23 protein-coding genes are annotated in these 26,277 nt (G+C 58.2%); 13 read left to right on the forward strand and 10 right to left on the reverse strand.

What is annotated here, in order from left to right:
- Positions 1-12: 12 nt before the first annotated feature.
- The gene (gene urtA / locus ACP0KA_RS07630; protein ID WP_424628224.1) at positions 13-1,335 is read right to left on the reverse strand and encodes an urea ABC transporter substrate-binding protein; all 1,323 of its coding nucleotides are present in this window, start codon (positions 1,333-1,335) and stop codon (positions 13-15) included.
- A 528-nt stretch (positions 1,336-1,863) separates the two neighbouring features.
- On the opposite strand from urtA, the gene ACP0KA_RS07635 reads away from it, so the two are divergent.
- The 3 genes from ACP0KA_RS07635 (at position 1,864) to ACP0KA_RS07645 (ending at position 4,132) form a co-directional block, all read left to right on the forward strand.
- Complete coding sequence (locus ACP0KA_RS07635; RefSeq protein ID WP_424628225.1) at positions 1,864-3,330, forward strand: DEAD/DEAH box helicase; 1,467 nt, start codon at positions 1,864-1,866, stop codon at positions 3,328-3,330.
- Positions 3,331-3,364: 34 nt separating this feature from the next.
- A complete protein-coding gene (gene infA / locus ACP0KA_RS07640; RefSeq protein WP_424628226.1) occupies positions 3,365-3,649 on the forward strand; it encodes a translation initiation factor IF-1 in 285 nt (94 codons plus the stop codon).
- A 270-nt stretch (positions 3,650-3,919) separates the two neighbouring features.
- Positions 3,920-4,132, forward strand: a complete 213-nt coding sequence (locus ACP0KA_RS07645) for a cold-shock protein (protein WP_002714433.1) — start codon at positions 3,920-3,922, stop codon at positions 4,130-4,132.
- 109 nt (positions 4,133-4,241) lie between these two features.
- Here the strand turns inward: ACP0KA_RS07645 and ACP0KA_RS07650 are convergent, their stop codons facing one another.
- Genes ACP0KA_RS07650 through cpaB form a run of 3 tightly spaced genes read right to left on the reverse strand, consistent with a single transcriptional unit; the run spans position 4,242 to position 6,377 of the window.
- Complete coding sequence (locus tag ACP0KA_RS07650; RefSeq protein WP_424628227.1) at positions 4,242-4,781, reverse strand: TadE/TadG family type IV pilus assembly protein; 540 nt, start codon at positions 4,779-4,781, stop codon at positions 4,242-4,244.
- Between the two features lie 41 nt (positions 4,782-4,822).
- On the reverse strand, positions 4,823-5,494 hold the full coding sequence (locus ACP0KA_RS07655; protein ID WP_424628228.1) for a TadE/TadG family type IV pilus assembly protein: 672 nt from the start codon (positions 5,492-5,494) through the stop codon (positions 4,823-4,825).
- 58 nt (positions 5,495-5,552) lie between these two features.
- Entirely contained in the window at positions 5,553-6,377 is an 825-nt protein-coding gene (cpaB, locus tag ACP0KA_RS07660; RefSeq protein ID WP_424628229.1) for a Flp pilus assembly protein CpaB, read from the reverse strand.
- Positions 6,378-6,799: 422 nt separating this feature from the next.
- Here cpaB and ACP0KA_RS07665 point away from each other — a divergent pair, with 422 nt between their 5' ends.
- The 8 genes from ACP0KA_RS07665 (at position 6,800) to ACP0KA_RS07700 (ending at position 15,160) form a co-directional block, all read left to right on the forward strand.
- Positions 6,800-6,982, forward strand: coding sequence for a Flp family type IVb pilin (locus ACP0KA_RS07665; protein ID WP_424628230.1), 183 nt, complete (start codon positions 6,800-6,802; stop codon positions 6,980-6,982).
- Positions 6,983-7,282: 300 nt separating this feature from the next.
- Positions 7,283-7,807 carry an A24 family peptidase gene (locus tag ACP0KA_RS07670; RefSeq protein ID WP_424628231.1) on the forward strand — a complete coding sequence of 175 codons (525 nt, stop codon included), beginning with the start codon at positions 7,283-7,285 and terminating at the stop codon, positions 7,805-7,807.
- Between the two features lie 378 nt (positions 7,808-8,185).
- On the forward strand, positions 8,186-9,664 hold the full coding sequence (locus ACP0KA_RS07675; RefSeq protein WP_424631510.1) for a type II and III secretion system protein family protein: 1,479 nt from the start codon (positions 8,186-8,188) through the stop codon (positions 9,662-9,664).
- 20 nt (positions 9,665-9,684) lie between these two features.
- Positions 9,685-10,422 (forward strand): CpaD family pilus assembly protein, encoded by a 738-nt coding sequence (locus tag ACP0KA_RS07680; protein WP_424628232.1) that lies wholly within the window; start codon positions 9,685-9,687, stop codon positions 10,420-10,422.
- Positions 10,419-11,681 (forward strand): AAA family ATPase, encoded by a 1,263-nt coding sequence (locus ACP0KA_RS07685; RefSeq protein ID WP_424628233.1) that lies wholly within the window; start codon positions 10,419-10,421, stop codon positions 11,679-11,681. Before ACP0KA_RS07680 ends, ACP0KA_RS07685 begins: the two co-directional genes overlap by 4 nt.
- A 21-nt stretch (positions 11,682-11,702) precedes the next feature.
- Complete coding sequence (locus ACP0KA_RS07690; protein WP_424628234.1) at positions 11,703-13,184, forward strand: CpaF family protein; 1,482 nt, start codon at positions 11,703-11,705, stop codon at positions 13,182-13,184.
- Positions 13,185-13,195: 11 nt separating this feature from the next.
- On the forward strand, positions 13,196-14,173 hold the full coding sequence (locus ACP0KA_RS07695; protein ID WP_424628235.1) for a type II secretion system F family protein: 978 nt from the start codon (positions 13,196-13,198) through the stop codon (positions 14,171-14,173).
- 9 nt (positions 14,174-14,182) lie between these two features.
- Complete coding sequence (locus ACP0KA_RS07700; protein ID WP_424628236.1) at positions 14,183-15,160, forward strand: type II secretion system F family protein; 978 nt, start codon at positions 14,183-14,185, stop codon at positions 15,158-15,160.
- Positions 15,161-15,221: 61 nt separating this feature from the next.
- On the opposite strand, the gene ACP0KA_RS07705 is transcribed toward ACP0KA_RS07700, so the two are convergent.
- Positions 15,222-16,025 carry a tetratricopeptide repeat protein gene (locus ACP0KA_RS07705; protein ID WP_424628237.1) on the reverse strand — a complete coding sequence of 268 codons (804 nt, stop codon included), beginning with the start codon at positions 16,023-16,025 and terminating at the stop codon, positions 15,222-15,224.
- Between the two features lie 144 nt (positions 16,026-16,169).
- Here ACP0KA_RS07705 and ACP0KA_RS07710 point away from each other — a divergent pair, with 144 nt between their 5' ends.
- Positions 16,170-17,552, forward strand: a complete 1,383-nt coding sequence (locus ACP0KA_RS07710) for a leucyl aminopeptidase family protein (RefSeq protein WP_424628238.1) — start codon at positions 16,170-16,172, stop codon at positions 17,550-17,552.
- Positions 17,545-18,390, forward strand: coding sequence for a C40 family peptidase (locus tag ACP0KA_RS07715; protein ID WP_424628239.1), 846 nt, complete (start codon positions 17,545-17,547; stop codon positions 18,388-18,390). Before ACP0KA_RS07710 ends, ACP0KA_RS07715 begins: the two co-directional genes overlap by 8 nt.
- Here ACP0KA_RS07715 and ACP0KA_RS07720 read toward each other — a convergent pair whose 3' ends face one another.
- The 5 genes from ACP0KA_RS07720 to ACP0KA_RS07740 are packed head-to-tail and all read right to left on the reverse strand — an operon-like array spanning position 18,391 to position 26,082.
- Positions 18,391-20,028, reverse strand: a complete 1,638-nt coding sequence (locus ACP0KA_RS07720) for an ABC transporter ATP-binding protein (protein ID WP_424628240.1) — start codon at positions 20,026-20,028, stop codon at positions 18,391-18,393.
- Between the two features lie 5 nt (positions 20,029-20,033).
- Positions 20,034-21,212: an ABC transporter permease gene (locus tag ACP0KA_RS07725; protein WP_424628241.1), complete on the reverse strand. Its 1,179-nt coding sequence runs from the start codon at positions 21,210-21,212 to the stop codon at positions 20,034-20,036.
- Positions 21,209-22,318 (reverse strand): microcin C ABC transporter permease YejB, encoded by a 1,110-nt coding sequence (locus tag ACP0KA_RS07730; RefSeq protein WP_424628242.1) that lies wholly within the window; start codon positions 22,316-22,318, stop codon positions 21,209-21,211. Before ACP0KA_RS07730 ends, ACP0KA_RS07725 begins: the two co-directional genes overlap by 4 nt.
- A gap of 3 nt (positions 22,319-22,321) precedes the next feature.
- Positions 22,322-24,193 (reverse strand): extracellular solute-binding protein, encoded by a 1,872-nt coding sequence (locus ACP0KA_RS07735; protein WP_424628243.1) that lies wholly within the window; start codon positions 24,191-24,193, stop codon positions 22,322-22,324.
- On the reverse strand, positions 24,190-26,082 hold the full coding sequence (locus ACP0KA_RS07740; protein ID WP_424628244.1) for an extracellular solute-binding protein: 1,893 nt from the start codon (positions 26,080-26,082) through the stop codon (positions 24,190-24,192). Before ACP0KA_RS07740 ends, ACP0KA_RS07735 begins: the two co-directional genes overlap by 4 nt.
- Positions 26,083-26,277 lie beyond the last annotated feature (195 nt).

The following is a 26,277-nucleotide window of genomic DNA, read 5'->3' on the forward strand; positions in this document are numbered from 1 at the left end:
CAAGTCAGGCAATCAGGAGCCCTGACCGCCGCACTTGTTGGTCTTGACGTTGAAGTTGCCGCACTTGTGCGTGACCCAGTCGCCGATCAGATCCTTCGAGCCGTCGAGCTCCTTCGACCAGGCATCGCCGGCCACGAGGCTCGGGGTCTTCCACACCACATCGAACTGGCCATCGCCTTTGATTTCGCCGATGAACACAGGCTTGGTGATGTGGTGGTTCGGCAGCATCTTCGACACGCCGCCGGTCAGGTTCGCCGCCTCGGTACCGGGCAGAGCATCGATCACCTTGTCAGGATCGACCGACTTGGCCTTCTCGACAGCCTTCACCCACATGTTGAAGCCGATCACGTGCGCTTCCATCGGGTCGTTGGTGACGCGCTTCGGATTGTTGGTGTAGGCCTGCCACTTCTTGATGAACTCGGTGTTGGCGGGGGTCTTGATGGATTCGAAGTAGTTCCAGGCCGCGAGGTGACCAACGAGCGGCTTGGTGTCGATGCCGGCGAGTTCTTCTTCACCCACCGAGAACGCAACCACCGGAATATCGGTCGCCTTGATGCCCTGGTTGCCGAGCTCCTTGTAGAACGGCACATTGGCATCGCCATTGATGGTTGAGACCACCGCCGTCTTCTTGCCCGCAGAACCGAACTTCTTGATATCGGCCACGATCGTCTGCCAGTCGGAGTGACCGAACGGCGTGTAGTTGATCATGATGTCTTCCGGCTTAACGCCCTTGGACTTCAAGTAGGCTTCAAGGATCTTGTTGGTGGTGCGCGGATAGACGTAGTCGGTGCCGGCCAGCACCCAGCGCTTCACCTTTTCTTCCTTCATCAGATAGTCAACCGCGGGGATGGCCTGCTGGTTCGGCGCAGCGCCGGTGTAGAACACGTTGCGCTCGCTTTCCTCACCCTCGTACTGAACGGGGTAGAAGAGGATCGAGTTCAGCTCCTTGAACACCGGCAGCACGGATTTGCGCGACACCGAGGTCCAGCAGCCGAACACCACCGAGACCTTATCCTTGGTGATCAGCTCGCGGGCCTTTTCGGCGAACAGCGGCCAGTTCGAAGCCGGATCAACGACGACAGCCTCTAACTTCTTCCCGAGAACACCACCCTTCTTGTTTTGCTCGTCGATGAGAAACAGGATGGTGTCTTTCAGCGTGGTTTCGCTGATGGCCATGGTGCCGGACAGCGAATGCAAAACACCGACCTTGATGGTGTCATCGGCAGCCTTGGCGCCGCCGAGCGTCGCGAGACCTAAAAACAGGCCGGCTGACGCAGCCAGCCATCTGCGGCGGCTGAACGGCACGGCCATTGTCGTGCTGAAATGCGTAGTCATGCGATGATATCTCCCTGACGCAGCGTGAAACGCGATGAGACGGCCCTGGGCCGGCTGCGTTTAAGAGAATCGCAAGAAGTGTGCCACCGCCTGAAAATTCATCAAACCATTGCTAAAACTAACGAATTTCAGATTCCCGGCTTACGGTGTACGCAGCCAGCCCTGTTTTTAGGCGGCCGTCCTGAATACGAAGGCAGCAGAATGCCCAATAAATGAACAGTTGCGGCGCAGTGATTAAATCTGAAGCAAGCCAGCTCCTATCGACATTGGCGGGAGATCAACCATCCGGCGCGATTACCCGAAACAACGGATATTCACCTTGAAAGCGCCGCGTTCATGTTCCATATCAACGCCGCGACCTTGAGAATCGTAAGGTCTTTGCGAGCCGCGTGTTCTGATCCCGTTTTGCGGTTTCTGGCTTGCTTTCAGCTAACCGAAACCGACGCCCCAAACACGCGGGTGTCCCCGACACCGCCCGTACCCGACATGATGTCCGGCGCGCGCAATGACTCATAGAAAGACCCGCTTTTGACCTCGTTTCAGGATTTCGGGCTCGCCGATCCAATCTCGCGTGCTCTTAAGGAAGAGAATTATCACACGCCCACGCCTATCCAGGCTCAAACCATTCCCATCGCGATCACCGGACGCGACGTTATCGGCATCGCCCAAACCGGCACGGGCAAGACGGCATCCTTTGCGCTGCCGATCCTGCATCGTCTGCTGGAAAACCGTATCCGGCCGCAGCCGAAGTCTTGCCGCGTTCTGGTGCTCAGCCCAACGCGAGAGCTGTCCGGGCAGATCCTCGAGAGCTTCAACGCCTACGGCCGGCACCTGAGGCTGACGTCCGCGCTCGCCATCGGCGGCGTCCCGATGGGACGCCAGGTCCGCTCGGTCATGCAAGGTGTCGAAGTGATGGTCGCCACGCCTGGGCGCCTGCTCGACATGGTGCAGGGCAACGCCCTGAAGCTTGCTCAGGTGGAATTTCTGGTACTTGACGAAGCCGACCGCATGCTCGACATGGGCTTCATCAACGACATCCGCAAAATCGTCGCCAAATTGCCGATCAAGCGTCAGACGCTGTTCTTCTCGGCCACCATGCCGAAGGACATCGCCGATCTCGCGGAGCACATGCTGCGCGATCCGGCCCGGGTCTCGGTGACACCGGTCTCGTCCACCGCCGAACGGATCGATCAGCGCATCATCCAGGTCGACCACACGGCCAAGCCGGCCATCCTGGCACAACTCCTGAAAGCTGAGCCGGTGAACCGCGCTCTGGTCTTCACACGCACCAAGCACGGCGCCGACAAGGTGGTGAAGGGTCTTGCAAAGGTCGGGATTGCGGCCGAGGCCATCCACGGGAACAAGTCGCAGAACCATCGCGAACGTGTGCTGGCGGCCTTCCGCTCCGGCGACATCCGCACCCTGGTCGCGACCGATATCGCCGCGCGCGGCATCGACGTTGACGGCATTACCCATGTGGTCAATTTCGATATCCCGAATGTTCCGGAAACCTATGTTCACCGCATTGGGCGGACAGCGCGTGCAGGCGCCGACGGCGTGGCCATCTCGCTCTGCGCAGGCGAGGAACACACCTACGTGCGGGACATTGAAAAGCTGATCCGCATCAGCCTTCCGAAGGAAGATCGCCGTACGCCCGGTCAGCACCGCGCAGCGGCCTCCCCGGCGCAGCAGCGGCCGGTGCGTTCCGCAAACGGCCATGGACATGGAGCTGGAGCTCGTTCGAATGACGCGGCTCCCGCCTCGCAGGGCCCCAAGCGGCGCCGGCGACGTCCGGGCGGGGACAATGCAGCCCATGCCGGCCGGCATGAAGGCAACCGGCACGAAGGCAAGCGTAACGACGGCAAGCGTCACGAGACTTCCCGTCCGTCACAGGGCGGCAACAATAAGGGCGAAGGCATTCAGGGCGTCGCGTTCCTGCACCGCGAAAATCGTCCTGCTCAGGCCCAGCGCAACCAGCGCCCACACCGTTCATAGTCAGATCAACTATCTAGAGGACTTGGAGACCCCTATGGCGAAAGAAGAGTTGATCCAGTTCGAAGGACTGGTCACGGAAATCCTCCCCGACGCGCGTTATCGCGTCCAGCTCGATGCCGGACACGAGATCGTGGCTTACACCGCTGGCAAGATGAAGAAGAACCGCATCAAGACGCTGGCCGGAGACCGGGTCACGATCGAGATGTCGCCGTACGATTTGGAAAAAGGCCGCCTCATCTTCCGCCATAAGGACGAGCGTCCGAGCGGCGGACCTCCCCGTGCAGGCCCCCCGCGCGGCGGACAGTTCCGGCGCCGTTAATGGCCGGTACGCCATCCGCCATCGCGCACGGTGAATGCCTTGCGCGATTCGGCTATTTCAGCCGCCCCCGCGGATGTTAATATTTGGCGCACGTCAGGATTGTTTTGAGAGCATATCTCACGTATTATCGGCTTATCGATCTTCGGCCGGACGACACTCGCTATCCACCGGTACAGCCAGGTTAGCGCTCGACCTCTTCCAAATTTCGATCTCACCAGCCCATTTAACCGTGGGCTTCTACTATATCTATCTCGAGAAGGACTACCCCACGTGAGCATGGGAACAGTGAAGTGGTTTAACGCGACCAAGGGCTACGGCTTCATTCAGCCGGATGATGGCGGCAACGACGTGTTCGTTCACATCAGCGCTGTCGAGCGCGCTGGCCTTGGAACACTGCGCGAAGGCCAGAAGATCAGCTACGAAATCGTTGCGGATCGCCGTTCGGGCAAGTCGTCAGCGGACAATCTCCGCGCCGCCGGCTAAGCGAAGTTTCCGCGGCTCTGTCCGGAAACCGACCTAACTGACTTAAAGACAAAAAGGCCGTGCGCATCGCACGGCCTTTTTCAATTTCCGCAATATGAGCGGCGAAGCCTTAGCTGCACGATTTGCTGGTGTCGTATTGGACGAAGCTCGTTTGACGGGGACTGGTGAAACCCTGCTTGCTGAAATGGATCTGCGGGGCTTGAAAATTATTTGCGATATTAAATCCGATCGCCGGAGTGAAATAGTAATCGACCTCGCTCATGATCAAATACGTGCCGCCGACCGCGATATCCTGAGGCACCGTCACAGCGGATCCGACGGCGCGTGTTTTTTCGTTGCTGCTCCAGTCTATTTTTCCCTGAAGGGTCTTGGGATCGATTTTGACCTGCGAAATCGTCGCCGACATCTCCGATGGATAGGGCCACATGATCGCCTTACCGACTGCAAGGGCGTTGTTGAGATCGGTCGTGCAGACCTTCACCTCCTGGGAAACCAAGTCGGACATCGTGCGCGAGACCACCGCCACTTTTCGGTACACCGCGTACGCTGCGGTAACCTGAACCCCGCCGAACATGAGCGCCAACATCAACGGAACGATCAGCAGGAATTCAATAGAAGCTACGCCGCGCTCATCTTTCGAGAAACGCAAGGCAAGGCGATTGCTCCGACGCGATCTTAATTTTGGCATCGTCATGACGGCAACCCCGGTTCAACGCGGAAGGCTGCCGTTGCCGTAAGATACGTGAACTGCTTGCCAGCCACACTTGCGAGACTAAAGCCGTTAATATTCACGAGGAACGGCCACTTATAAAATGTGCGCACGATGACCGTGGATCCCGGCGGCGGATTTGTGTACGAAAGCCCCTTTAAATTCCCGTTTGCGTCGACCGGAGGTTCAAGAGCTGACGGCTCTACCGCGCTGAACTGGGGAATGATCTTCACGTCGATCATAACGCCTTGGTCCAAAGCGCCCTTTTTGCAATCGAACATCAGCCCGTTCAAGCGATCGCAAAGCTTATTCTTGAAATCATCCGCCTTGAAATTTTGGGCCTGCGCCTGGTTCGTGAAAATCAACCGGGCAGTGTCTTGCGTCACAGTCTCCAGCACCTGTCCCGCAAGAAACATCAGCGCGAATTCGAAAATCGCGAATAGCATCCCGAAGAATGGAAGCGCGACCATCGCAAATTCAACCGCAGCCGACCCACGCTGGCTGCTTCGAAAACGGCGCAAGATCCTGATGAACTTGCCTGGGAGCGGTGAAGGCATTGGGTAATTCCGGAATGAAGCAAAAGCACTGTTCATTCCAAAATAGACGACATTGATTGTTGAAAGCTTGCGGCGGATCTGGACAAGATGCAGCACCGCATTATGGAGCCGTTAACCAACAACCGGCGTCTTTACTGTCCAAGAGCTTCAGTTTCTAGCCGCCACCTTCGTTCACGACCTTTTTCTGGCAGGTCGACTTGCAATCGTAGGTTTGGCGCTGATCTCCGCGATAGACATTCACCAGGTTATCTGCGCTGTCATCCTCCTCACGGAGAGTGGAGACATTTGCATCAACAAGGCTGCGCAATGCGAGCGACAGCGTTCCGCTCTGACGCGCCCTCGCCAATGTTTCCGATTGCCGCGGCTTAAGTTCGAGGGTTGCGGTCTTCCCGACAACAACCTTTTGCCCGTTTTTCTCTTCGACCGTCTGGTCGATGGCGAGAACCCGTATATTGCTTAGGAGAGTCTCGGACGTGACGGTTTCCTTACCCTCATCGCCGCCTCTCTGACGGCGGGTCAAAATGACGTCGACGCGGTCATTGGGAAGGATGAACCCCCCGGCCCCCGTTTCCGGCGTGATCTCTGTCGAGACAGCCCGCATACCGGTCGGCAGGATCGCCGCCATAAAGCCCGACCCGTTGCCCTTAACAAGTTTTGTATCGCGGATCGGCTCTCCAGCCAGCATCGGCGAACGTGCAATCGAACCCGTCAACTGCGTGACGGCATCGGAACGGTCTTCGCGACGGATAAAGCTCGCGCTCGCAGTAGCTGCGGGCCAGGATTGCCATTGCAAATCTTCAGGCTTTAACTTTTCTCCGAGCCCGATGTCGGATTTGGCAACGAGCACGTCCGTCGTTTTCATCTGGGGCGCAGCCGGCGCTGTTTGCACCGTTTTCGGGGCGGAGCCGCTCGCCAGATAAGCCGCCACGCCACCTGCAGCCACAGCAATGGCCAATACGACAACCTGGGCCGGTTTCATACGCTTTACTCTCTTACGCTACGCAACACACGGCGTCCTCATGCTCTGCCAGATACACAACAGCGAATGACGCCAGACATGGCAAATCTGACGTTAATTGATGAATGAACTGCAAACGGAGCAGATCCCTATGTTGCGCCCCCAGGCGCGTCGCGGGGCGAGGATCTTTCCCACGTCACACAAATGGCATCGCCGTCTCACTGCATAGTCGATAAATCAGGATCGATATAATTCGATATAAATTATTTATGGGCATTAATTGCGCATTTACCGTCCGCAAGAACAGCCCGATACCCCAGTCTTTCGGCAATCGAATTAACTGCGCTGCAATTCCTCCCTCGTACGTTCACGCCATGGTCACGGTGGTTTCCGCCCCCGCAACGACCAAAGTTCGACAGCCACGTGTACATAGGGAGTCTTAAATGACCAATCTCATTGCTCGCTTCGTCAAAGACGAATCCGGCGCTACTGCAATCGAATACGGTCTGATCGCCGCCGGCATTGCGCTGGCGATCATCACGATCGTGAACACTCTTGGCGGCACCCTCAGCGGCAAGTTCACCAGCCTGAACACCTCGATCCTGAACGCTCCGAAGGATCCATAAATCCAACGCAGTAGCTATGAAAAGGCTTCGGTCCCCCGAAGCCTTTTTTCTTTTTCACCGCTTCTCTGATCGTACTGAGTTGATCCGCATATGAGTAAGGTCGCAACGGGACAGGCGCAGCGACCAAGGGCTGGAGCAAAGGGCCTGCAGCCAACCGTACTCGTATGTGCCGCGCTCATTCTTGCGCTATCGATGGTTTTGTTCCGGATCGCCATCATCTTGTGAAAGCTGTTTCACGATTTTTCATATCCGCGCTTTAAGGTGCGGCTCTCTCGTTGAACAGAACTGAAGCTCAGACCCATGATGATCGATCTTGCTCGTCTCTTTCTGTTCCCGGCATTGATCGCATTCGCCGCCGCGAGCGATCTGCTGACGATGACCATTTCCAACCGGGTATCTTTGCTGCTGGTTATGGGCTTCTGCGTGATGGCCGGAGTGAGCGGCATGCCGCTTCACGACATTGGAATGCATGTTGCGGCCGGCCTCACAATACTTGTCCTTGCATTTGCCTGTTTCGCCTTCGGATGGATGGGAGGCGGAGATGCAAAAATCGCGGCCTGCGTCGGGCTTTGGTTTGGCTTCCCTCATTTGCTCAATTACCTGACTTACACGTCGGTGTTCGGCGGCGCATTGACCCTTCTTCTGCTCGAATTCCGGCGATGGCCGCTTCCTTACGCGCTCGGTTCGCAGGAATGGGTGCAGCGACTCCACGGCAAAGACAGTGGCATTCCTTACGGCATCGCGCTCGCCATGGGCGCGTTGATGATCTATCCGGACACAGAATGGATGAAAGCGGTCGATCTGGTCTGGCTTCTCGGCCACTAGTGCAATCGGAACACTAGCGAGCCGGAAACGTCTCATTAACTCGGTTTAGATACGCCTCATTAACCATGCTTTGACCTTTAACTGGTCAAATCCCATCGCAGCGGCGGGTCCCGTCGTGCGTGATGTGGAAAGTTAATGCGTATGAAGACCGCGAAGAATGTCGTTCCGCCCACTTGTGCCGGCGGCAATGTTGCCTCCGTAACGGACGCACTTGGCTTCGCGAACACCATCCGGCCGGGCAGCCGCTCCAGCATCGGCACCGTCACTCACGCGACCAGCGGACAAAACGACAATGGCGATGCGGTACGCGACGGCGCCGATGTCCCGAGCCGTGGCTTCTTATTTGGCAGTCGTAAGGTGATCGAGAGGATCGGCAATATGAGGCGAGAGGGATATCGGGCACCTTTGCGGACCTTCTCGGTGCGCGCCCTGTCGTTTGCGGCCATTTCCGCGCTGATCTTGAATAATACAACCTCTCCGATCTTCGCCAGCGACTACCGCGCCGCGCCGGCACCGGTCGAGAGCTCCGCAGGCGGCCAGTTGAACGCCAAGTTTCTCCCGCTTGGCATCGGTAAATCCGTGGTCGTTGACCTCCCGCGCGACGTCAAGGACGTGTTGGTGGCAGACCCCAAGATCGCAAATGCGGTCGTACGGTCGGCGCAGCGCGCCTACATCATCGGCGCCGCCGTGGGGCAAACGAATATCATCTTCTTCGACTCCGCCGGGCAACAGATTGCTGCCTACGACATTGCGGTCACACGCGATCTGAACGGTGTCCGAGCTGCGCTCAAGCAAGCTCTTCCGTATGCCGATATCAAAATCGAAGGTGTCGGGGACGGCGTGATACTCACCGGCTCGGCCTCGAACCCGGCCGAAGCTCAACAAGCGCAGGAACTCGCAGTGCGTCTTGTCGGCGGCGCGGATAAGGTCTTCAACAGCATCGCTGTGCGCGGGCGCGATCAGGTCATGCTCAAAGTGACTGTCGCGGAGATGCAGCGCAACATCATCAAGCAGCTCGGCATCGACCTCAGCGGACAGCTGAATTACGGCACGGCGGTGGTGAATTTCAACAACGTCGCGCCGTTTACTCAACTCGGGCGCCCTCTGACGAACAGCTCGATCGCCGGCAACTTCGGACAAACGATAACCCCCGGCGGCCCGGTTCCGTCTGTGACGGCCACACTGCGAGCCATGGAAAGCGCCGGTGTCACGAAGACCCTTGCTGAACCGAATTTGACCGCGATCTCGGGTGAATCAGCGACGTTCATCGCGGGCGGCGAATTTCCGATTCCAACCGGCGTCACCTGTCAGAACGGCGGTAGCGGACCGTGTCAGCCATCGGTCTCGTTCAAGAAGTTCGGTGTCTCGCTGAATTTCACTCCGGTCGTCCTGACGGAAGGACGCATCAGTCTGCGCGTCATGACCGAAGTTTCGGAAATCTCGAACGACAACTCCATTACGATTAACACGCTCACGATTCCATCGATCAAAACCCGCCGTACGGAAACAACCCTGGAAATTCCCTCGGGCGGATCGATGGCGATCGCTGGCTTGATTCAGGACCAGACCAAGCAAGCCATCAATGGACTGCCGGGCCTCTCGCAGGTTCCGGTCCTTGGCACGCTGTTCAGAAGCCGGGACTTCATCAACAACCAGACTGAACTCATGGTCATCGTGACGCCGTATATCGTCCGCGCGGTTGCACAAAAGGATTTGTCGCGCCCCGACGATGGATTCGCCGAATCGTCTGACCCTCAAGCTGATTTCCTCGGCAGTGTCAGTCGCATCTATGGCGTTCCCAACCGAAGCCCGCAAGGCCGGACATACCGCGGCACCTACGGCTTCATCACGGATTGAGATGGGACAAGGATAGTCACATGATTACGCGAGTACCCGATCTCAAACGCGGCCTGCATGTTGCAGGAGTTCTTCTGGCGGCCGCCACCGCTCTAGGAGGCTGCAAGCACACCGAACAGGAAATCGTCACCGGAACCGTTCCGAACGATTATCGTCAACGACATCCGATCGTGATTCAGGAAGCCAGCCGCACCACCGAAGTGTTCGTTGGCCAGGGACGCGGCGGCCTCACAGCCGCACAACGTGCTGATATCATGGGGCTTTCGCAAGCATGGTTACGCGAAGGGACCGGCGGCATCATCATCGATATGCCGGTCGGTACGGTCAATGCGCGCACGGCCGCAGATTCACTTCATGAAATCCAGGCCATTTTTGCTGCTGCCGGTATACCTCCACGCGGAGTTACCGTTCGCAACTACCGACCAAGCGATCCTCGGCTGTTTGCAACCATCCGCGTGAGTTACCCGAGAATCATGGCGGACGCTGGTCCGTGTGGCGTATGGCCCGAAGACATCGGTCCATCGATCAAAAACAAAGGCTATTTCGAAAACCGTCAGTACGACAATTTCGGCTGTGCGTACCAGCGCAATCTCGCCGCGATGGTCGACAATCCGTCAGACCTCGTACAGCCGCGCGCTGAAACCCCGCCGATGGAGTCGCGCCGGAATGTCATGTTCGACAAGTATCGCAAGGGTGAGCCGACAAACTCGCAATACCCCGAGGCGGACAAGGCCAAACTGAGTGAAGCAGGCAAATGATCAGTTACGCCCGTCAAGATCAGGAAGACCAAGCATCCGCGCCCGCGGCGGACGAGCACATCGCGCCTGCTCCGCGCGTGTCGGTACAGGCGTTTTGCGAAACCGTCGAAACGGCGGCCGCCGTGCAGGCCGCCGGCGAGGATCGGCGGCTGGATAAGGCCCATCTCAAAATACAAATGGGCGGCATGACCGCCGCTATCGAAGCCTATCGCACCGCACCGACACCAAATGTGATCCTGCTCGAAACGGACGGTCGCGCCGACATTCTCGGCGGGCTCGATCAACTCGCGACAGTGTGTGACGCCGGTACTCGCGTTATCGTCATTGGCCGCGTCAACGATGTTCTGCTGTATCGAGAGCTCGTAAGACGCGGAGTCAGCGACTATGCGATCGCTCCGGTTGCACCGCTCGACGTCGTGCGTTCCATTTGCAATCTATTCTCGATTCCGGAAGCCAAGGCTGTCGGACGTATCATCGCGGTCGTCGGTGCCAAAGGTGGTGTTGGCGCATCGACCATCGCACACAACGTTGCCTGGGCGATCGCGCGCGATCTGGCGCTCGATTCCGTGGTCGCTGACCTCGATCTGGCATTCGGGACCGCGGGCCTCGACTACAACCAGGATCCGCCACAGGGCATCGCCGATGCGGTTTTTTCTCCAGACCGCGTTGACACAGCTTTCATCGATCGACTGCTCTCGAAATGCACCGATCACCTCAGCCTGCTGGCTGCTCCGGCGACCCTTGAGCGAGTTTACGATTTCGGCGCAGAGGCCTTCGACGCGATTTTCGACACGCTGCGCACCACAATGCCTTGCATCGTTCTCGACGTGCCGCATCAATGGTCCGGCTGGACCAAGCGCGCTCTGGTCGGAGCCGACGATATTCTTATCGTCGCATCGCCAGATCTCGCCAACCTCCGCAACACAAAGAACATGTTCGACATGCTCAAGGCTGCGCGCCCCAATGACCGTGCGCCTGTCTACTGCCTGAACCAGGCAGGCGTGCCGAAACGGCCGGAAATTGGCATCAGCGAATTCGCCAAAGCCATCGAAAGCCAACCGATCGTCACAATCCCGTTCGAGCCCCAGATTTTTGGGTCGGCTGCCAACAACGGACAGATGATCGCCGAGATCGCGGCCAACCACCGTGTGACCGAGATGTTTTTGCAGATCGCGCAACGTTTAACGGGTCGGGCCGAATCCAAAAAGCAGCGCAATTCGTTCCTTTCGCCTTTGCTCGGGAAACTTCGAGGCAAGTAAGCTTACGCGTGGAGTATCGTCGTGTTTGGTAAGCGTAGCGGACCAGAAACCGAATTCGGGGGAGCCAGAACTCCCAGCCGTGGGCTGGAGCCTGCTCAGACGCCTGCTGCCGCTCCCACCGCCTCGCGTCCTCCCTCCTCCCCGAGCGTGGCCTCGCCCCCGCTGGCTCCGGCGAGACCATCCGCACCGCCTCCTGTCGTCGAAGCCCGGCGCTCAGATACGTACTATCAGGTCAAGGCGACGATCTTCGGCGCGCTGATCGAGGCCATTGACCTCGCACAGCTCGCCAAGCTCGATGTTGAATCGGCCCGGGAAGAAATTCGCGACATCGTCAACGAAATCATCTCGATCAAAAACATCGTGATGTCGATTGCCGAGCAGGAAGAATTGCTCGACGATATCTGCAACGACGTTCTCGGCTACGGCCCACTCGAGCCTTTGCTGTCGCGTGACGATATCGCCGACATCATGGTCAACGGTGCCGGCACGGTCTACATCGAAGTTGCCGGCAAAATTCAAAGAACCAATATTCGGTTTCGCGATAATCAGCAGCTCCTCAATATCTGCCAGCGCATTGTGAGTCAGGTTGGCCGCCGCGTCGACGAGTCCTCTCCGATTTGCGACGCCCGTCTTGCCGATGGCTCACGTGTGAACGCCATCGTTCCGCCGCTCTCGATTGATGGCCCTGCACTCACAATTCGTAAGTTCAAAAAAGACAAGCTGACCCTGGATCAGCTGGTTAAATTTGGCGCGATCTCGCCCGAAGGCGCGCAAATTCTACAGATCATCGGTCGTTGCCGCGCCAACGTTCTGATCTCAGGGGGTACCGGCTCCGGAAAAACCACGCTTTTGAACTGCTTGACGAATTACATCGATGAGGATGAGCGCATCATCACCTGTGAAGACGCCGCTGAACTTCAGTTGCAGCAGCCTCACGTGGTCCGGCTCGAAACCCGCCCCCCCAACATCGAAGGCGAGGGGCAGATTACGATGCGCGATCTGGTCAAGAACTGTCTGCGTATGCGGCCCGAACGCATCATCGTCGGCGAAGTCCGCGGACCCGAGGCGTTCGACCTGCTGCAGGCCATGAATACCGGTCATGACGGATCGATGGGAACGCTGCACGCCAACAATCCCCGCGAAGCATTATCGCGCGCGGAATCCATGATTACCATGGGCGGCTACTCGCTGCCGTCACGCACGATTCGGGAAATGATCTGCGCATCGGTCGACGTCGTGGTGCAGGCCGCCCGCCTGCGCGACGGTTCGCGCCGCATCACGCACATCACCGAGGTGATGGGCATGGAAGGCGACACGATCATCACGCAGGATATTTTCGTCTACGACATCACCGGCGAAGACCTTAACGGAAACATTCTCGGCCGGCATCGATCGACGGGCATTGGACGCCCGCGGTTCTGGGATCGCGCTCGTTATTATAACGAGGAGAAACGCCTTGCGGCAGCACTCGACGCTGCCGAAGTGACCGGGGCGGATAGCTAGGAAAAGCGCCCATGAATATGCAAGCGATTGCGCTGGCCTTCCTGAGCTCCATCACGATTGGCGGGCTGGCGTGGGTCTTTCTCTATCCGCTCCTCAGCGGCGAGAAGAAAGTCGAGCAGAGACGAGCAGCATTTTCCCGGCCCGACCCTAGCCCTCGCGGCGGCGAAGAACGCACGTTGCGCTCTCGCCGCGCCCAAGTCGAAGAATCGATGAAAGAGGTCGAGCAAAGGCGAAAGCAGAACGAGAAGATCCCGCTCGCGATGCGAATTGAGCAGGCTGGCCTGAGCATATCGAGCCGGCAGTTCATCGTTTTCTCGATCATTCTGGGTGGCGCCACATTACTTGTTACCGTTATGACTGGCATATCCCCTTTAGCCGGCGCCGGCTTCGCTCTCGCCGCTGGTTTTGGGCTGCCGCGCTGGGTCCTCAATCATCTCAAGAAGCGAAGAGAAGCCAAATTTCTGGCCGCCTTGCCTGATGCGGTCGATATCATCGTCCGCGGCATCAAGGCTGGATTGCCGCTGTTCGAATCCATCAAAGTCGTCGCAGGCGACGCCCCTGAGCCGCTCCGAAGCGAGTTCAGCGCAATCATCGAGACACAGACGATCGGAATGCCGCTCGGCGAGGCATGCCAGCGGCTTTACGACCGTATGCCTGTTCCGGAAGCGAATTTCTTTGGAATCGTCATCGCCATCCAGACCAAGTCCGGCGGCAATCTGTCGGAAGCGCTTGGCAATCTCTCTAAAGTTCTTCGTGATCGAAAGAAGATGAAAGGGAAGATCCAGGCCATGTCGATGGAAGCAAAGGCTTCAGCTGCCATTATCGGGGCACTGCCGCCGCTCGTCATGCTCCTGGTCTATATCATGACGCCGCAATACATCTCTCTGCTGTGGACCCATCCAACGGGACAATTCATGCTTGCAGGCTGCGTCTTGTGGATGACGACAGGTATCATCGTGATGAAAAAGATGATCAACTTTGATTTCTGATGGGGTCGCATGTTCGGTCTTCTAATTGAGAAATTTCACGACGCCAGATTCATGACGATGCTTTTGTCGGCGATTGCCGTCGGCGCAACGGTGTGGGCGCTGGTGTCACCGATGTTTGCGGGCGACGGGCTGCAAAAGCGCATGAAGATGGTTGCAAGTGAACGCGAGCGTATGCGTCAGCGTGAACGCGACCGACTGAACCGCAACGAGAAGGTGACGTTGCGCCAGACACCCAAGCAGCTTGTGCAGAGGATCGTGGAAGACTTCAATCTCGGCAAATGGCTTGCCCAGGAAGAAGCCCGCGACAAACTCATCATGGCGGGATACCGCGGGCAGGCCCCGTACACCACGTTTCTTTTCTTCCGCCTCGTTATGCCGCTCGCATTTTTGATCTTTGGGACTGTGTATGTTTTTCTGATCGGAAACATACAGCAACCCGCAACCATCAAGATTGCCATGTGTATCGGCGCTGCCTGGCTTGGCATGCAGGCGCCGATGCTGTTTTTGAAGAACGCGATCAGCAAGCGACAATTGTCGATCCGGCGTGCATTTCCTGATGCGCTCGATCTGCTTCTGATCTGCGTCGAGTCCGGCATGTCAATCGAAGCAGCCTTCCGGAAGGTGTCACAGGAGATCGGCGGCCAATCGATCGCCCTCGCGGAGGAATTCACGCTGACCAACGCCGAATTGTCCTATTTGCAGGACCGCAAGGTCGCTTACGAGAATCTGGCGAAGCGGACCGGCTTGGAAGGCGTCAAATCGGTGTGCTTGGCACTCCAGCAATCGGAGCGCTATGGCACTCCACTGGGCCATTCACTGCGGGTGATGGCGCAGGAAAATCGCGACATGCGAATGAACGAGGCGGAAAAGAAAGCTGCAGCCCTCCCGCCAAAGCTCACCGTGCCAATGATCGTGTTCTTTCTGCCGGTGCTGTTCGTGGTCATTCTCGGCCCGACAGCCATCAGGGTCACTGAATACATGAAGTGACCTCCGGATCGCGCAGCACGATTGCTCGCGCGATCTGAGCTTAAGTTTTCGAAGTAGAATTTCAGCTCCGACTGACGCCGGCTGTCGATGTGGTTTGTTGACCGCGCGAACCGTCACGGCTCAGCATCTGCTTGAGATAGGCGACGTTCGCTTCGGCTTGCTCAGGCGGGAGATCAGCCTTGGCAATCGACTCCGCCTCGCTGAAACGCCCCTGAAGTCCCACCACAAGGGCGAGGTTCTGGCGGACGCGCGGATCGCTCGTGCCCCGGTTATATGCCCTGCGCAGAACCGCCTCTGCCTGGGACAAATCCTTGGACAAGACATACGACATGCCAAGGTTGGAGAGAACCGAGGGATCCTCCGGAGCAATTTTCAAGGCGCTCGCATAGTAACGGCGGGCTTCGTCATGCCTGCCGAGCTGATCAAGCGCTGTGCCCTGCACGGACAAAATGCGCCAATCGGGATTTGCCGGCGAGTGCGCGCGTGTGAGGACATCAAATCCCAACTGAAAACTACCGTTATCGACCAAAGCCCGGCCGTACGCCGCAAGCAGGGGCTTGTTCCCGGGATTGGTGAGCGTCGCCTGCTCCAGCACGGCGACAGCCTGCGGGCGCTGCCCGTTCAGACGCAACGCCTGGCCATACTGGAGCGCGGCATCGGCATTGCGCGGATTTGCACGATACCGCTCACCGAGCGCATCGATCTCACTGCGCGGAAGGGAGTTTGGCGTCACCTCTGCCCTCGCGTTCAGCGAACCGGTCACCTCAGGGGACCGCATGGTCTGGCAGCCGGCAAGACCGACAGCCAAGATCGCGACGGCCGCAACTGAACCGAGGTGCTGGGAGAGACGGAATGAATTACGCATGGGCACTTGGACTCGCAGTGGCGATGGGCGAAGCCGGTGTCCAAGCAATAGACTGTTAACCCTAATGTCTGGTTAATTGGGCTATGATGCTGTCCTATCCCGCCCTGCTATACTGCCCTTCCGCCCGCATCCTTCGAGAGCCTTATGCATTCAGCGTTTGAGACTTCGGCCACCGCCACAGCTGTTCCCATCACGTTTGCAACGAAATCGACCTGGAAGACCGTTAGTGCGACGCTTCCCGCCGCCGCGCGCCAGTTTGCGGAAGCCAACGCCTTCGCCGCGAAGCCCGGCCAATATCTGCCGCTCCCCGGCGCGGATGGAACCCTGGCTCATGTCCTCTTCGGTCTTGAAGATGAATCAAAGGAATGGCGTGACCTGTTCAGGCCCGGGCAGTTACCCGGCCTGCTGCCTGCCGGCGTTTATCAGTTTGCAAACGCACCACACGACGCTCGCCTTGCCGCGCTGGCTTTCGCACTCGGAAGCTACCGTTTCAACCGGTATCGCAACAACGACGCTCCCGGCGCACGGCTGGTTCCTCCGGATGGAATCGACGCACATGACATCTCGCGCATGGCGCAGGCTGCGGCGCTCGCGCGCGATCTCATCAATACGCCCTCCAACGATATGGGGCCGGTCGAACTCGCGCGAGTCGCGCAGGAGCTCGCAGAGCGATATAGCGCGACGTACCGCTGTGTCGTTGGTGAAGACCTGCTGAAGCAGAATTTCCCGCTGATCCATGCCGTCGGCATGGCGTCTTCGCGCGCGCCTCGCCTGATCGACATCACATGGGGCAATACATCCGACCCCAAAATCACGCTGGTCGGAAAAGGCGTCTGCTTCGATACCGGCGGGTTGGATCTGAAGCCGTCCAGCGGCATGCTGATCATGAAGAAAGATATGGGCGGAGCAGCCAACGTTCTGGCGCTGGCACAGATGATCATGGATGCGAAATTGAAGGTCCGGCTGCGCGTTCTGATTCCCGCCGTCGAAAATTCCGTCGCGGGCAACGCCTTCCGTCCTCTCGATATCTTCCGCTCCCGCAAGGGATTGAACGTCGAGATTGGCAACACCGATGCGGAAGGCCGTCTGGTGCTGGCCGACGCACTGGCACTGGCGGACGAAGAGAAACCAGATCTGTTGATCGATCTCGGCACGCTGACCGGCGCGGCGCGCGTGGCCCTCGGGCCCGAGGTGCCGCCATTCTACACCAATGATGAAACGCTGGCTGCAGACGTCGCACGATATGCGCGCGAAGAGAACGATCCTCTGTGGAGGCTGCCGCTGTGGATGCCTTACGACGCGTGGCTCGATTCGAAAGTTGCCAACATTAACAATGCGCCATCGGGAGGGTTCGCAGGCTCCATCACGTGTGCTCTGTTCCTCAAGCGCTTTGTCGAATCCGCAAAGAGCTGGCTTCACGTTGATATCTATGGTTGGACTCCCAGCGCAAAACCCGCCCGCCCGGAAGGCGGTGAATGCCAAGCTGCACGTGCGATCTACAAATTGCTGAGCGAGCGTTATGGCTGATCCTCGCCTCACACCCGCACGACCGGACCTTGCCGCCAAACACCTTGAAGGCAGGGTGCAGGCTGCACGCTTTGTCGAGGGCGTGGAATTCGAGGTCTTCGATCCGATCGCGCCGGTTCGTCGAAGTCCATCGCACGATGCTGCGCTCGACACCGAGGCGCTGAAGGGAGAGCGCGTCACGATCTATGATCGCGATGCGGAAGGTTGGGCTTGGGGACAACTTCAGTCGGACGGCTATGTCGGGTGGCTGCCGGACAGCGCACTGGTGCAGCCGCGCAGCACGGCAACCCATAAAATCACCGCGCTGCGTACGCTCGCCTTCCCCGGTCCCTCGATCAAATTACCTCCCGCGGAAAGCCTGCCGCTTGGCGCCCGTGTTGAGATCGTCAAGAGCGACGCCAATTTTGCGATCACCAGCCAGCGGCATTATCTGCCGTTGCAACATGTCGGGCTGCTCGATGCGAATGAAGCGGATTTTGTTGCAGTGGCGGAAAGGTTCGTGGGAACGCCTTATCTTTGGGGCGGCAAGAGTGCCCTCGGCATCGACTGCTCTGGGCTGGTCCAGATTTCACTCGCCGCCGCCGGGATCCCCGCCCCACGCGACAGCGATATGCAGGAAGCCGCGCTTGGAAAGGCGCTTCCACAGTCAGAATGGAGAGGCGCCAAGCGCGGCGATCTGATTTTCTGGAAAGGACACGTCGCCATCGTGCGTGATCAGGAGACCATCGTGCACGCGAATGCCCATCATATGGCAACTGCGATTGAAACCACGCAGGGCGCCATCGACCGCATCAAGGCCGCAGGCAGCGGCGTGATCAGCATCAAGCGATTGAGTTGATCAATCGTCCGGGACAATATTCGGGGCGGCCTCGATATTGAACGCCGCGGCAAACAAGGCCTGGGTGTAATCGGTTTTCGGATTCTTGAAGAGGTCGGATGCAACGCCTTCTTCGACAATCTTGCCATGGCGCATCACAATCAGATGGCTGGCGAGCGAGGCTACCACGCGCAGGTCGTGCGAGATGAACATGTAGGTCAGGTCGCGCTTGCGTTGCAGATCGCGCAGCAACGCCACCATCTGCGCCTGGAACAGCATATCCAAGGCACTGGTTGGTTCATCGAGCACCACAAAGCTCGGCTCCAGCACGACGGCGCGCGCGATGCTGATGCGCTGCCGCTGACCGCCGGAAAATTCGTGCGGATAGCGAAATCGCGTTGCAGGATCGAGACCGACATCCTTGAGCGCCTTGATGACGCGCGCTTCTCGCTCCGCGGCCGTCAACGACGGCTGATGCACCCCGAGCCCCTCGGCCACGATATCGCCCACGGACATACGCGGGCTGAGCGCACCATACGGATCCTGAAACACGATCTGCATGTCCCGGCGGATCGGGTGCATCTGCTTGAAGCGCAGGCCCTGGATGTTGTTGCCGAGAAAAACGATCGGGCCATCCGACGAAATCAGCCGCAACAACGCCAGCCCGAGAGTTGTCTTACCCGAGCCAGACTCGCCCACGACGCCCAACGTTTCACCCTGGCGCACGGAGACACTGACACCATCAACCGCCTTGATATGCCCCACTGTCTTGCGCAACAGGCCCCGCTTGATCGGGAACCATACCTTCAAGTCGTCGGACGACATGACGACCGGAGATTCCGGACGCGGCGGCGCCGGATCCGGCTTCGGCTCAGCGGCCAACAGCGCCCGAGTGTACGGGTGCGTGGCGCGGGTGAAGACCTGCTCGACCGGTCCCCTTTCGACGATCTTGCCGTTGTTCATCACACAGACCGTATCGGCGATACGGCGGACGATCCCGAGATCGTGCGTGATGAACAGCATGCTCATTCCCAACCGCGTACGGATTTCCGAAAGCAGCTTCAGGATCTGCGCCTGCACCGTCACATCGAGCGCCGTGGTAGGCTCATCGGCGATGAGCAAGTCCGGCTCGTTTGCCAGCGCCATCGCGATCATGACGCGCTGCCGCTGGCCTCCGGACAACTGATGCGGATAGCTTCCGAGCCCCGTCTCCGGGTCCGGAATGCCGACCTGCGTCAGCAGCTCGAGCGTGCGCGCCCGCGCCATCGATCCGCGGACACCGCTATGCAGGTAAATGGCCTCGCCAATCTGTGCCCCGACCGTGTGCAGCGGGTTGAGCGACGTCATCGGCTCCTGGAAGATGATCGAAATATCGTTGCCACGAATGGCGCGAATTTCGTTCTCATTCATTCCGAGCAGTTCATGGCCTTTGAACCGGATGCTGCCGGATGGATGCGTTGCAGTGGGATACGGCAACAATTTCAACACCGACAGCGCGCTGACCGACTTGCCTGAACCCGACTCTCCGACCAGTGCGACACACTCGCCGCGATTGATCGAAAATGAGATCCGATCCACGGCGACGCTCTCATGTCCGCCCTGGCGAAACGCCACCGACAGGTCTCGGACATCCAGCAGGGGTTGATTGATCGCATCCATGCCGTTCACCTGAATGTCTTGCGCGGATCGAAGGCATCGCGAACGCCTTCGCCGATGAAGATCAACAGCGACAACATGATCGCTACGGCGAAAAAGCCGGTGAATCCCAACCACGGCGCCTGCACATTGGCCTTGCCCTGCGCGAGCAGTTCACCGAGTGACGGCGAGCCGGGCGGCAAGCCAAACCCGAGAAAGTCCAGCGCCGTGAGCGTCATCACCGATGATGAGACGATGAAAGGCAGGAAAGTCATCGTCGCCACCATGGCATTCGGTAACAAATGACGGACCATAATGGTCTTGTTTGAGACGCCGAGCGCGCGGGCCGCCTGGATGTACTCGAAATTCCGCCCACGCAGGAATTCTGCGCGGACAAGACCGACCAATGACACCCAGGAAAACAGCAACAGAATACCGAGCAGGACGAAGAACCCCGGCACCAGCACCGACGACAGGATCAGGAGAAGATAGAGCGAGGGAATCGCCGTCCATATTTCGATGAAGCGCTGAAACACAAGATCGACCCAACCGCCGAAATATCCCTGTATACCCCCCGCCGCAACGCCGATGATGGACGAGATAATCGTCAGCGCCAGACCGAACAGCACCGAAATGCGGAAGCCGTAGATCAAGCGCGCAACAACATCTCGTCCCTGATCATCCGTGCCAAGCCAGTTGTATTCGAGATCGCGGCAGCTCTTGAGCCCCTTCTTCTCGACCACCGATTTGCACTGCGCTTCGGTCAACATCCAGGTCGGCGGCGATGGCGCCGGCGTCGGCAAATCGAGATTATGCGTATCGTAGGAATACCGGATCAGCGGCCAGACGATGGTGCCGCCTTTGTCTGCAATCAATTTCTGCAGGTAAGGATCGCGATAGTCCGCGGCGGTCTCGAAATCCCCGCCGAACGTCGTTTCCGAATAGGTCACGAATGCCGGGAAATACAGATGGCCATCAAATTTGATCAGGAACGGCCTGTCGTTCGCGATCAATTCCGCAAACAGCGAAACCAAGAAGAGGATCGAGAAGATCCAAAACGACCAGTATCCCCGGCGATTCGACTTGAAGTTCTTCCAGCGGCGGCGATTGAGCGGGGACGGACTGAAACGATGGCGCGTCGGCGGCACGGCTTCGCCCAGCGGAGCCTGCGATGTCGTCTCGGTTGGCGGGGAAACGACCGTCGTCATACCTCTCGCGCCTCGAAATCAATTCGCGGATCGACCCACATATAAGCGAGATCGGAAATCAGGTTCACGATCAGGCCCACGAGCGAAAAAATAAACAAGGTGCCGAAAACCACCGGATAATCGCGGTTCAGCACGCTCTCAAAGCCAAGCAAGCCGAGTCCATCGAGGGAGAAGATTGTTTCGATCAGCAACGATCCGGAAAAGAACGCATGGATGAAGGCGCTCGGAAACCCCGCAATGACAATCAACATGGCATTGCGGAAGATATGCCCGTAGAGCACCTGCCGCTCAGTGCAGCCTTTGGCGCGGGCGGTCATGACGTATTGCTTGCGAATTTCGTCGAGGAACGAATTCTTTGTCAGCAGCGTCATGGTCGCAAAGGCGCCAAGCGCCATCGAGATCAACGGCAGCGTGATGTGCCAGAAGTAATCGATGATCTTCCAGTACCAGGGGAACTGCGACCATCCATCCGACGTCAATCCGCGTAACGGGAAAATGTCGAAGAATGACCCGCCTGCGAACAGAATGATAAGCAGGATGGCGAACAGGAAGCCCGGAATCGCGAAGCCGATGATGATGATTCCCGAAGTCCAGATATCGAACCGGGAGCCGTCCTGGATCGCCTTTCGAATCCCCAAAGGAATCGAGATCAAATAGGTCAGCAGCGTCATCCAGATGCCGAGCGACATCGACACCGGAAGCTTCTCCTTGATGAGCTGAATGACACTGACGTCTCGAAAATAGCTCTTGCCGAAATCGAAGCGCGCGAAATTCCACACCATTAGCAAAAAGCGCTCGGGCGCGGGCTTATCGAAACCGAACTGCTTTTCGAGGCTCTTGATGAAATCCGGGTCAAGCCCCTGAGCGCCCCGATACTTTGAACTGACGGCATCCGCGGATGCTCCGGCCTGCGGACGTGAGGCAAAGTCGCCTCCGGATGACCCCGAGATGCGCGAACTGGCGCCGGTATCCGAACCGGACAATTGCGCAATCACCCGTTCAACCGGGCCGCCGGGCGCGAACTGCACGACGACGAACGACACGAAGAGAATTCCCAGCAGAGTGGGAACCATCAGTAAAATTCGGCGGGCGAGATATGCAGCCATGAACTACTTTGCCTGCTCGGGCTTTTTGGCCTTGGCCTCATCGGACCACCACAAATCCGGCACGCCGGCACTGCCGGCGTAACGCGGAATATGGGGAGGATGGGCGAAGACATCCCAATAGGCAATGCGGTGGCTGCCTGAATACCATTGCGGGACCCAGTACCGGCCGGCGCGGAACACGCGGTCGAAAGCCCGGCAGGCGGTGCGCAGATCGTCTCGATTGTCGGCAGCAATGATCTTTTCGATCAGCGCATCGAGCGCCGGACTGGCCACGCCGGACAGGTTTTGCGATCCCTTGATGTTGGCCGCCTGTGAAGAGAAGAACGTCCGGAGCGAATCTCCCGGGGTCGATGCCATGCTGAAGCGTTGAATCGCGACATCGAAATCGAAGTCATCGACGCGGGCGCGGAACTGCACCGGATCGACCAGACGAACATTGGCGTCGATCCCCAGCGTGCCAAGGTTCTTGATGTAAGGCGCGTGGTGGGCCTGGAAGGCCGGCTCATCGAGCAGAAACTCCACGCGGAATTGCGCGCCGTTCGGCAACCGCCGCTTACCGTCCTTGATCACGCATCCGGCGTCCTGCAACAGCTGCGAGGCTTTACGCAACAAAGCACGGTCCTGTCCCGATCCATCAGACACCGGCGGCACATAGGGATCGCCAAACACTTCGTCGGGCACCTGACCACGAAATGGCTCCAGCAGTTTGAGCTCTTCCGGCGACGGCTTGCCGCTCGCCATCAGGTCCGAATTCTGAAACGGCGAGTGAGTACGCGCATACGCGCTGTACATGATGGTCTTGTTGGTCCACTCGAAATCGAAGGCCTGGGTCAGCGCTTCGCGGACGCGTGGGTCCTTGAACTGTTCGCGTCGGGTATTGAGGAACCAGCCCTGAGCTCCCGACGGCGTCTCATCGGGCAAGATTTCCTGTTTGACGCGGCCGTCCTTGATCGCAGGAAAATCGTACCGTGTACTCCAGATGCGCGCGGTGAATTCCTCACGATACAAATAATTGCGCCCGGTAAATCCTTCGAACGCGACGTCGCGATCGCGATAGAATTCGTAGCGCACAGTGTCGAAGTTGAATGTTCCGCGCGAGACCGGAAGGTCTTTCGCCCACCAATCCTTGACACGCGTGTATTCGATATAGCGGCCGGCCTCGAAACGCCCCACCTTGTACGGCCCCGAGCCCAACGGAATATCGAGGGTCGATTCATCGAACGGCTTTTTATCGTAATAAGCTTTGGAGAAGATCGGCAGGCCCGCCACATACAGCGGCACATCACGGGCACGTTTCTCGGCGAAGACCACGACAAGCGACGCATCGTCAGCGGCTTCCGCTTTCACCATGTCGCGCAGTTGCTGCCGGATGATCGGGTGCCCCTTTTCCTTGAGGACGTTCAGGGAGAACGCGGCATCCTGCGCCGTCAACTTCGTGCCGTCATGGAAGCGCGCTTCCGGCCGCAACGTAAAACGATACGTCAGCTTGTCCTTTGAGATCTGCACCGAGCGCGCCACGAGCCCATACATGGCGTCCGGCTCGTCGTTTGCCCGCACCATCAGCGGAGCGAAGGTCAAATCCATCGCAACCGCACCGTCACCCTTCAGGATGAAACTGTTGAGCGAATTGAAGGTCTGGAACGACTGATTGTAGGCGCGGGTGGATGGAATGGTGGAGAACGTACCGCCCTTGGGCGCATCCACATTCACGTAATCGAAATGCTGGAAATCGGGCGCGTATTTCAGATCACCGAACGCCGACATCCCGTGGGACTCGGGATCGTTGTCAGCCAGTGAGACCGACGGCCGAAGCAAGGTCGCAGCGGCCGCGCTGCCACCCAGGACGAGAACAGATCGCCGCGAAAATGTCTTCAAGAACGCCTGCCAATCTTGTTCGCTTTTTCCGTATCGAACCACCAAATCGTCGGAAATGCGGACATCCCATATTTCGGCAGTTCAGCAGGACGACCGAACCGATCCCAACGCGCCGTGCGCACGCGTGGATAATTCCATTGCGGCACGACATAGTGATTCCAGAGCAACGCACGATCGAGCGCTTTGGTTGCAGCAACGAGGTCTGCCCGATCCTTGGTGAAGATCACGCGCTCAATCAAGGCATCGATCGCCGGATTCTTGATGCCGATGAGGTTGCGAGAACCTGCCATATCGGCAGCCTGCGACCCCCAGTATTCGCGCTGCTCGTTCCCGGGAGAGAGTGACTCCGGCCACGAAGACGCCCCCAACACGTCGAAATCCCAACTTCGAAGACGATTTTCATATTGGGTGGGGTCGATGGTGCGAACGGTGACCGCGATCCCCAGCCGCTCCAGCGACGGCTTGTAAAACAACGTCACCCGCTCAAAGGACGGGTCGCTGGTCAGCAGCTCCATTTCAAACGGCGCTCCCGACTTGGCATCGACCAACTTGCGATCGCGTACCTCGTATCCGGCCTCTTTCAGCAGCCGCAGGGCCTCACGCAAATTGGTTCGCACATTCTCGGGACTGCCTCCGACCGGATTTTTATATTCAGTCGTGAACACTTCCGGAGGGAGCTTGTCCCGAACGGTTTGAAGGATTTCGAGCTCTCTGCCCTCGGGGAGACCACTCGATGCAAGCTCCGTTCCGGCGAAATAACTTCCAATGCGCTCGTACTGTCCGTAGAAAAGCTGCTTGTTCATCTCCTCGAAATCGAACGCGAAGTTCAATGCACGCCGCACACGGGCGTCCTTGAACTTGTCGCGACGAATGTTGAGGACGAACGCCTGCATGATGCCGGAGCTGCGATTCGGGAATTCTTCCTTCAGGACGCGCTTGTCATTGACTGCTGGAAAGTCGTAAGCGGTGGCCCAGTTCTTCGCGCTGTTCTCGGTGCGCCAATCGAGCTGATCACCCTTGAAGCCTTCGAGCGCTACCGTCGTATCCCGAAAATATTCGTACCGGATTTCGTCGAAGTTGTTTTGGCCAACGTTGACGTTGAGATCACGTCCCCAATAATCCTTCACGCGCTCGAGGATTACGGTGCGTCCCGGCACGAATTCCTTGATACGGTAAGGGCCGCTGCCGAGCGGCGGCTCGAGCGTGGTCGTGGTGATATCGCGATTGGTGCCGGACGCATTCTTCCCTTCCCACCAATGCTTCGGCAGCACGTTGAGCTGGCCGACGATTTGCGGCAACTCGCGATTGCCGGGTGCATCGAAGGTGAACTTGATATCGCGTTCGCCGACTTTTTCAGCCTTCACCACGTGGCGATAGTATGCGGAGTACTGCGGATGATTCTTCTTGAAAGCATCAAGCGAGAAGATCACATCCTCCGGCGTCACCGGCTTGCCGTCATGCCACTTCGCCTCGGCGCGCAGCCGGTAAGTCACCGATGAGTAATCCGGCGGATAACTCATGGACTCGGCGAGCAAGCCATATTGCGTCGAGACCTCGTCAAGGGAGGACGTGGTCAAAGCTTCGAAGAGATTCCCAATCGGCGCGAGCGATCCCTTCACACCCTCAGGTACCGGATTGAAGTTGTCGAAAGTCCCGATCGCACCCAGACGCACCTGTCCGCTTTTTGGGGCATCGGGGTTCACATAATCGAAACGTTTGAACCCTGCGGGATACTTCACGTCGCCAAACAGGGAGAGACCATGCACCCACGTTTGAGCTTCCTGCGCGCTTGCCACCTCGATCGCCGGCAATCCAGCAACGGTCTTGAACGCTGGAACGGCCGCGATGAAAGCGGCGCTCTGAAGAAGGCTTCGCCGGGTAATGCTCAATGCAAAGTTCCTGTTGTTGGAATTGGCAACCGGATAATCAACAAAAAGTCCGGACGGATTATGTCGGTTTTTGGATACGATACCAGTCCGCCATAACACCTTGTTGCGGCCAAACGTCCCGACAAACATGCGTGCACAAACGCAAAACGGCCAGGCGAACCTGGCCGTCAATTGCATTAAATTCCCGTAACAGCG

Source organism: Bradyrhizobium sp. SYSU BS000235, from assembly GCF_049747295.1.
In the GTDB taxonomy this organism is placed as follows: Bacteria; Pseudomonadota; Alphaproteobacteria; order Rhizobiales; family Xanthobacteraceae; genus Afipia.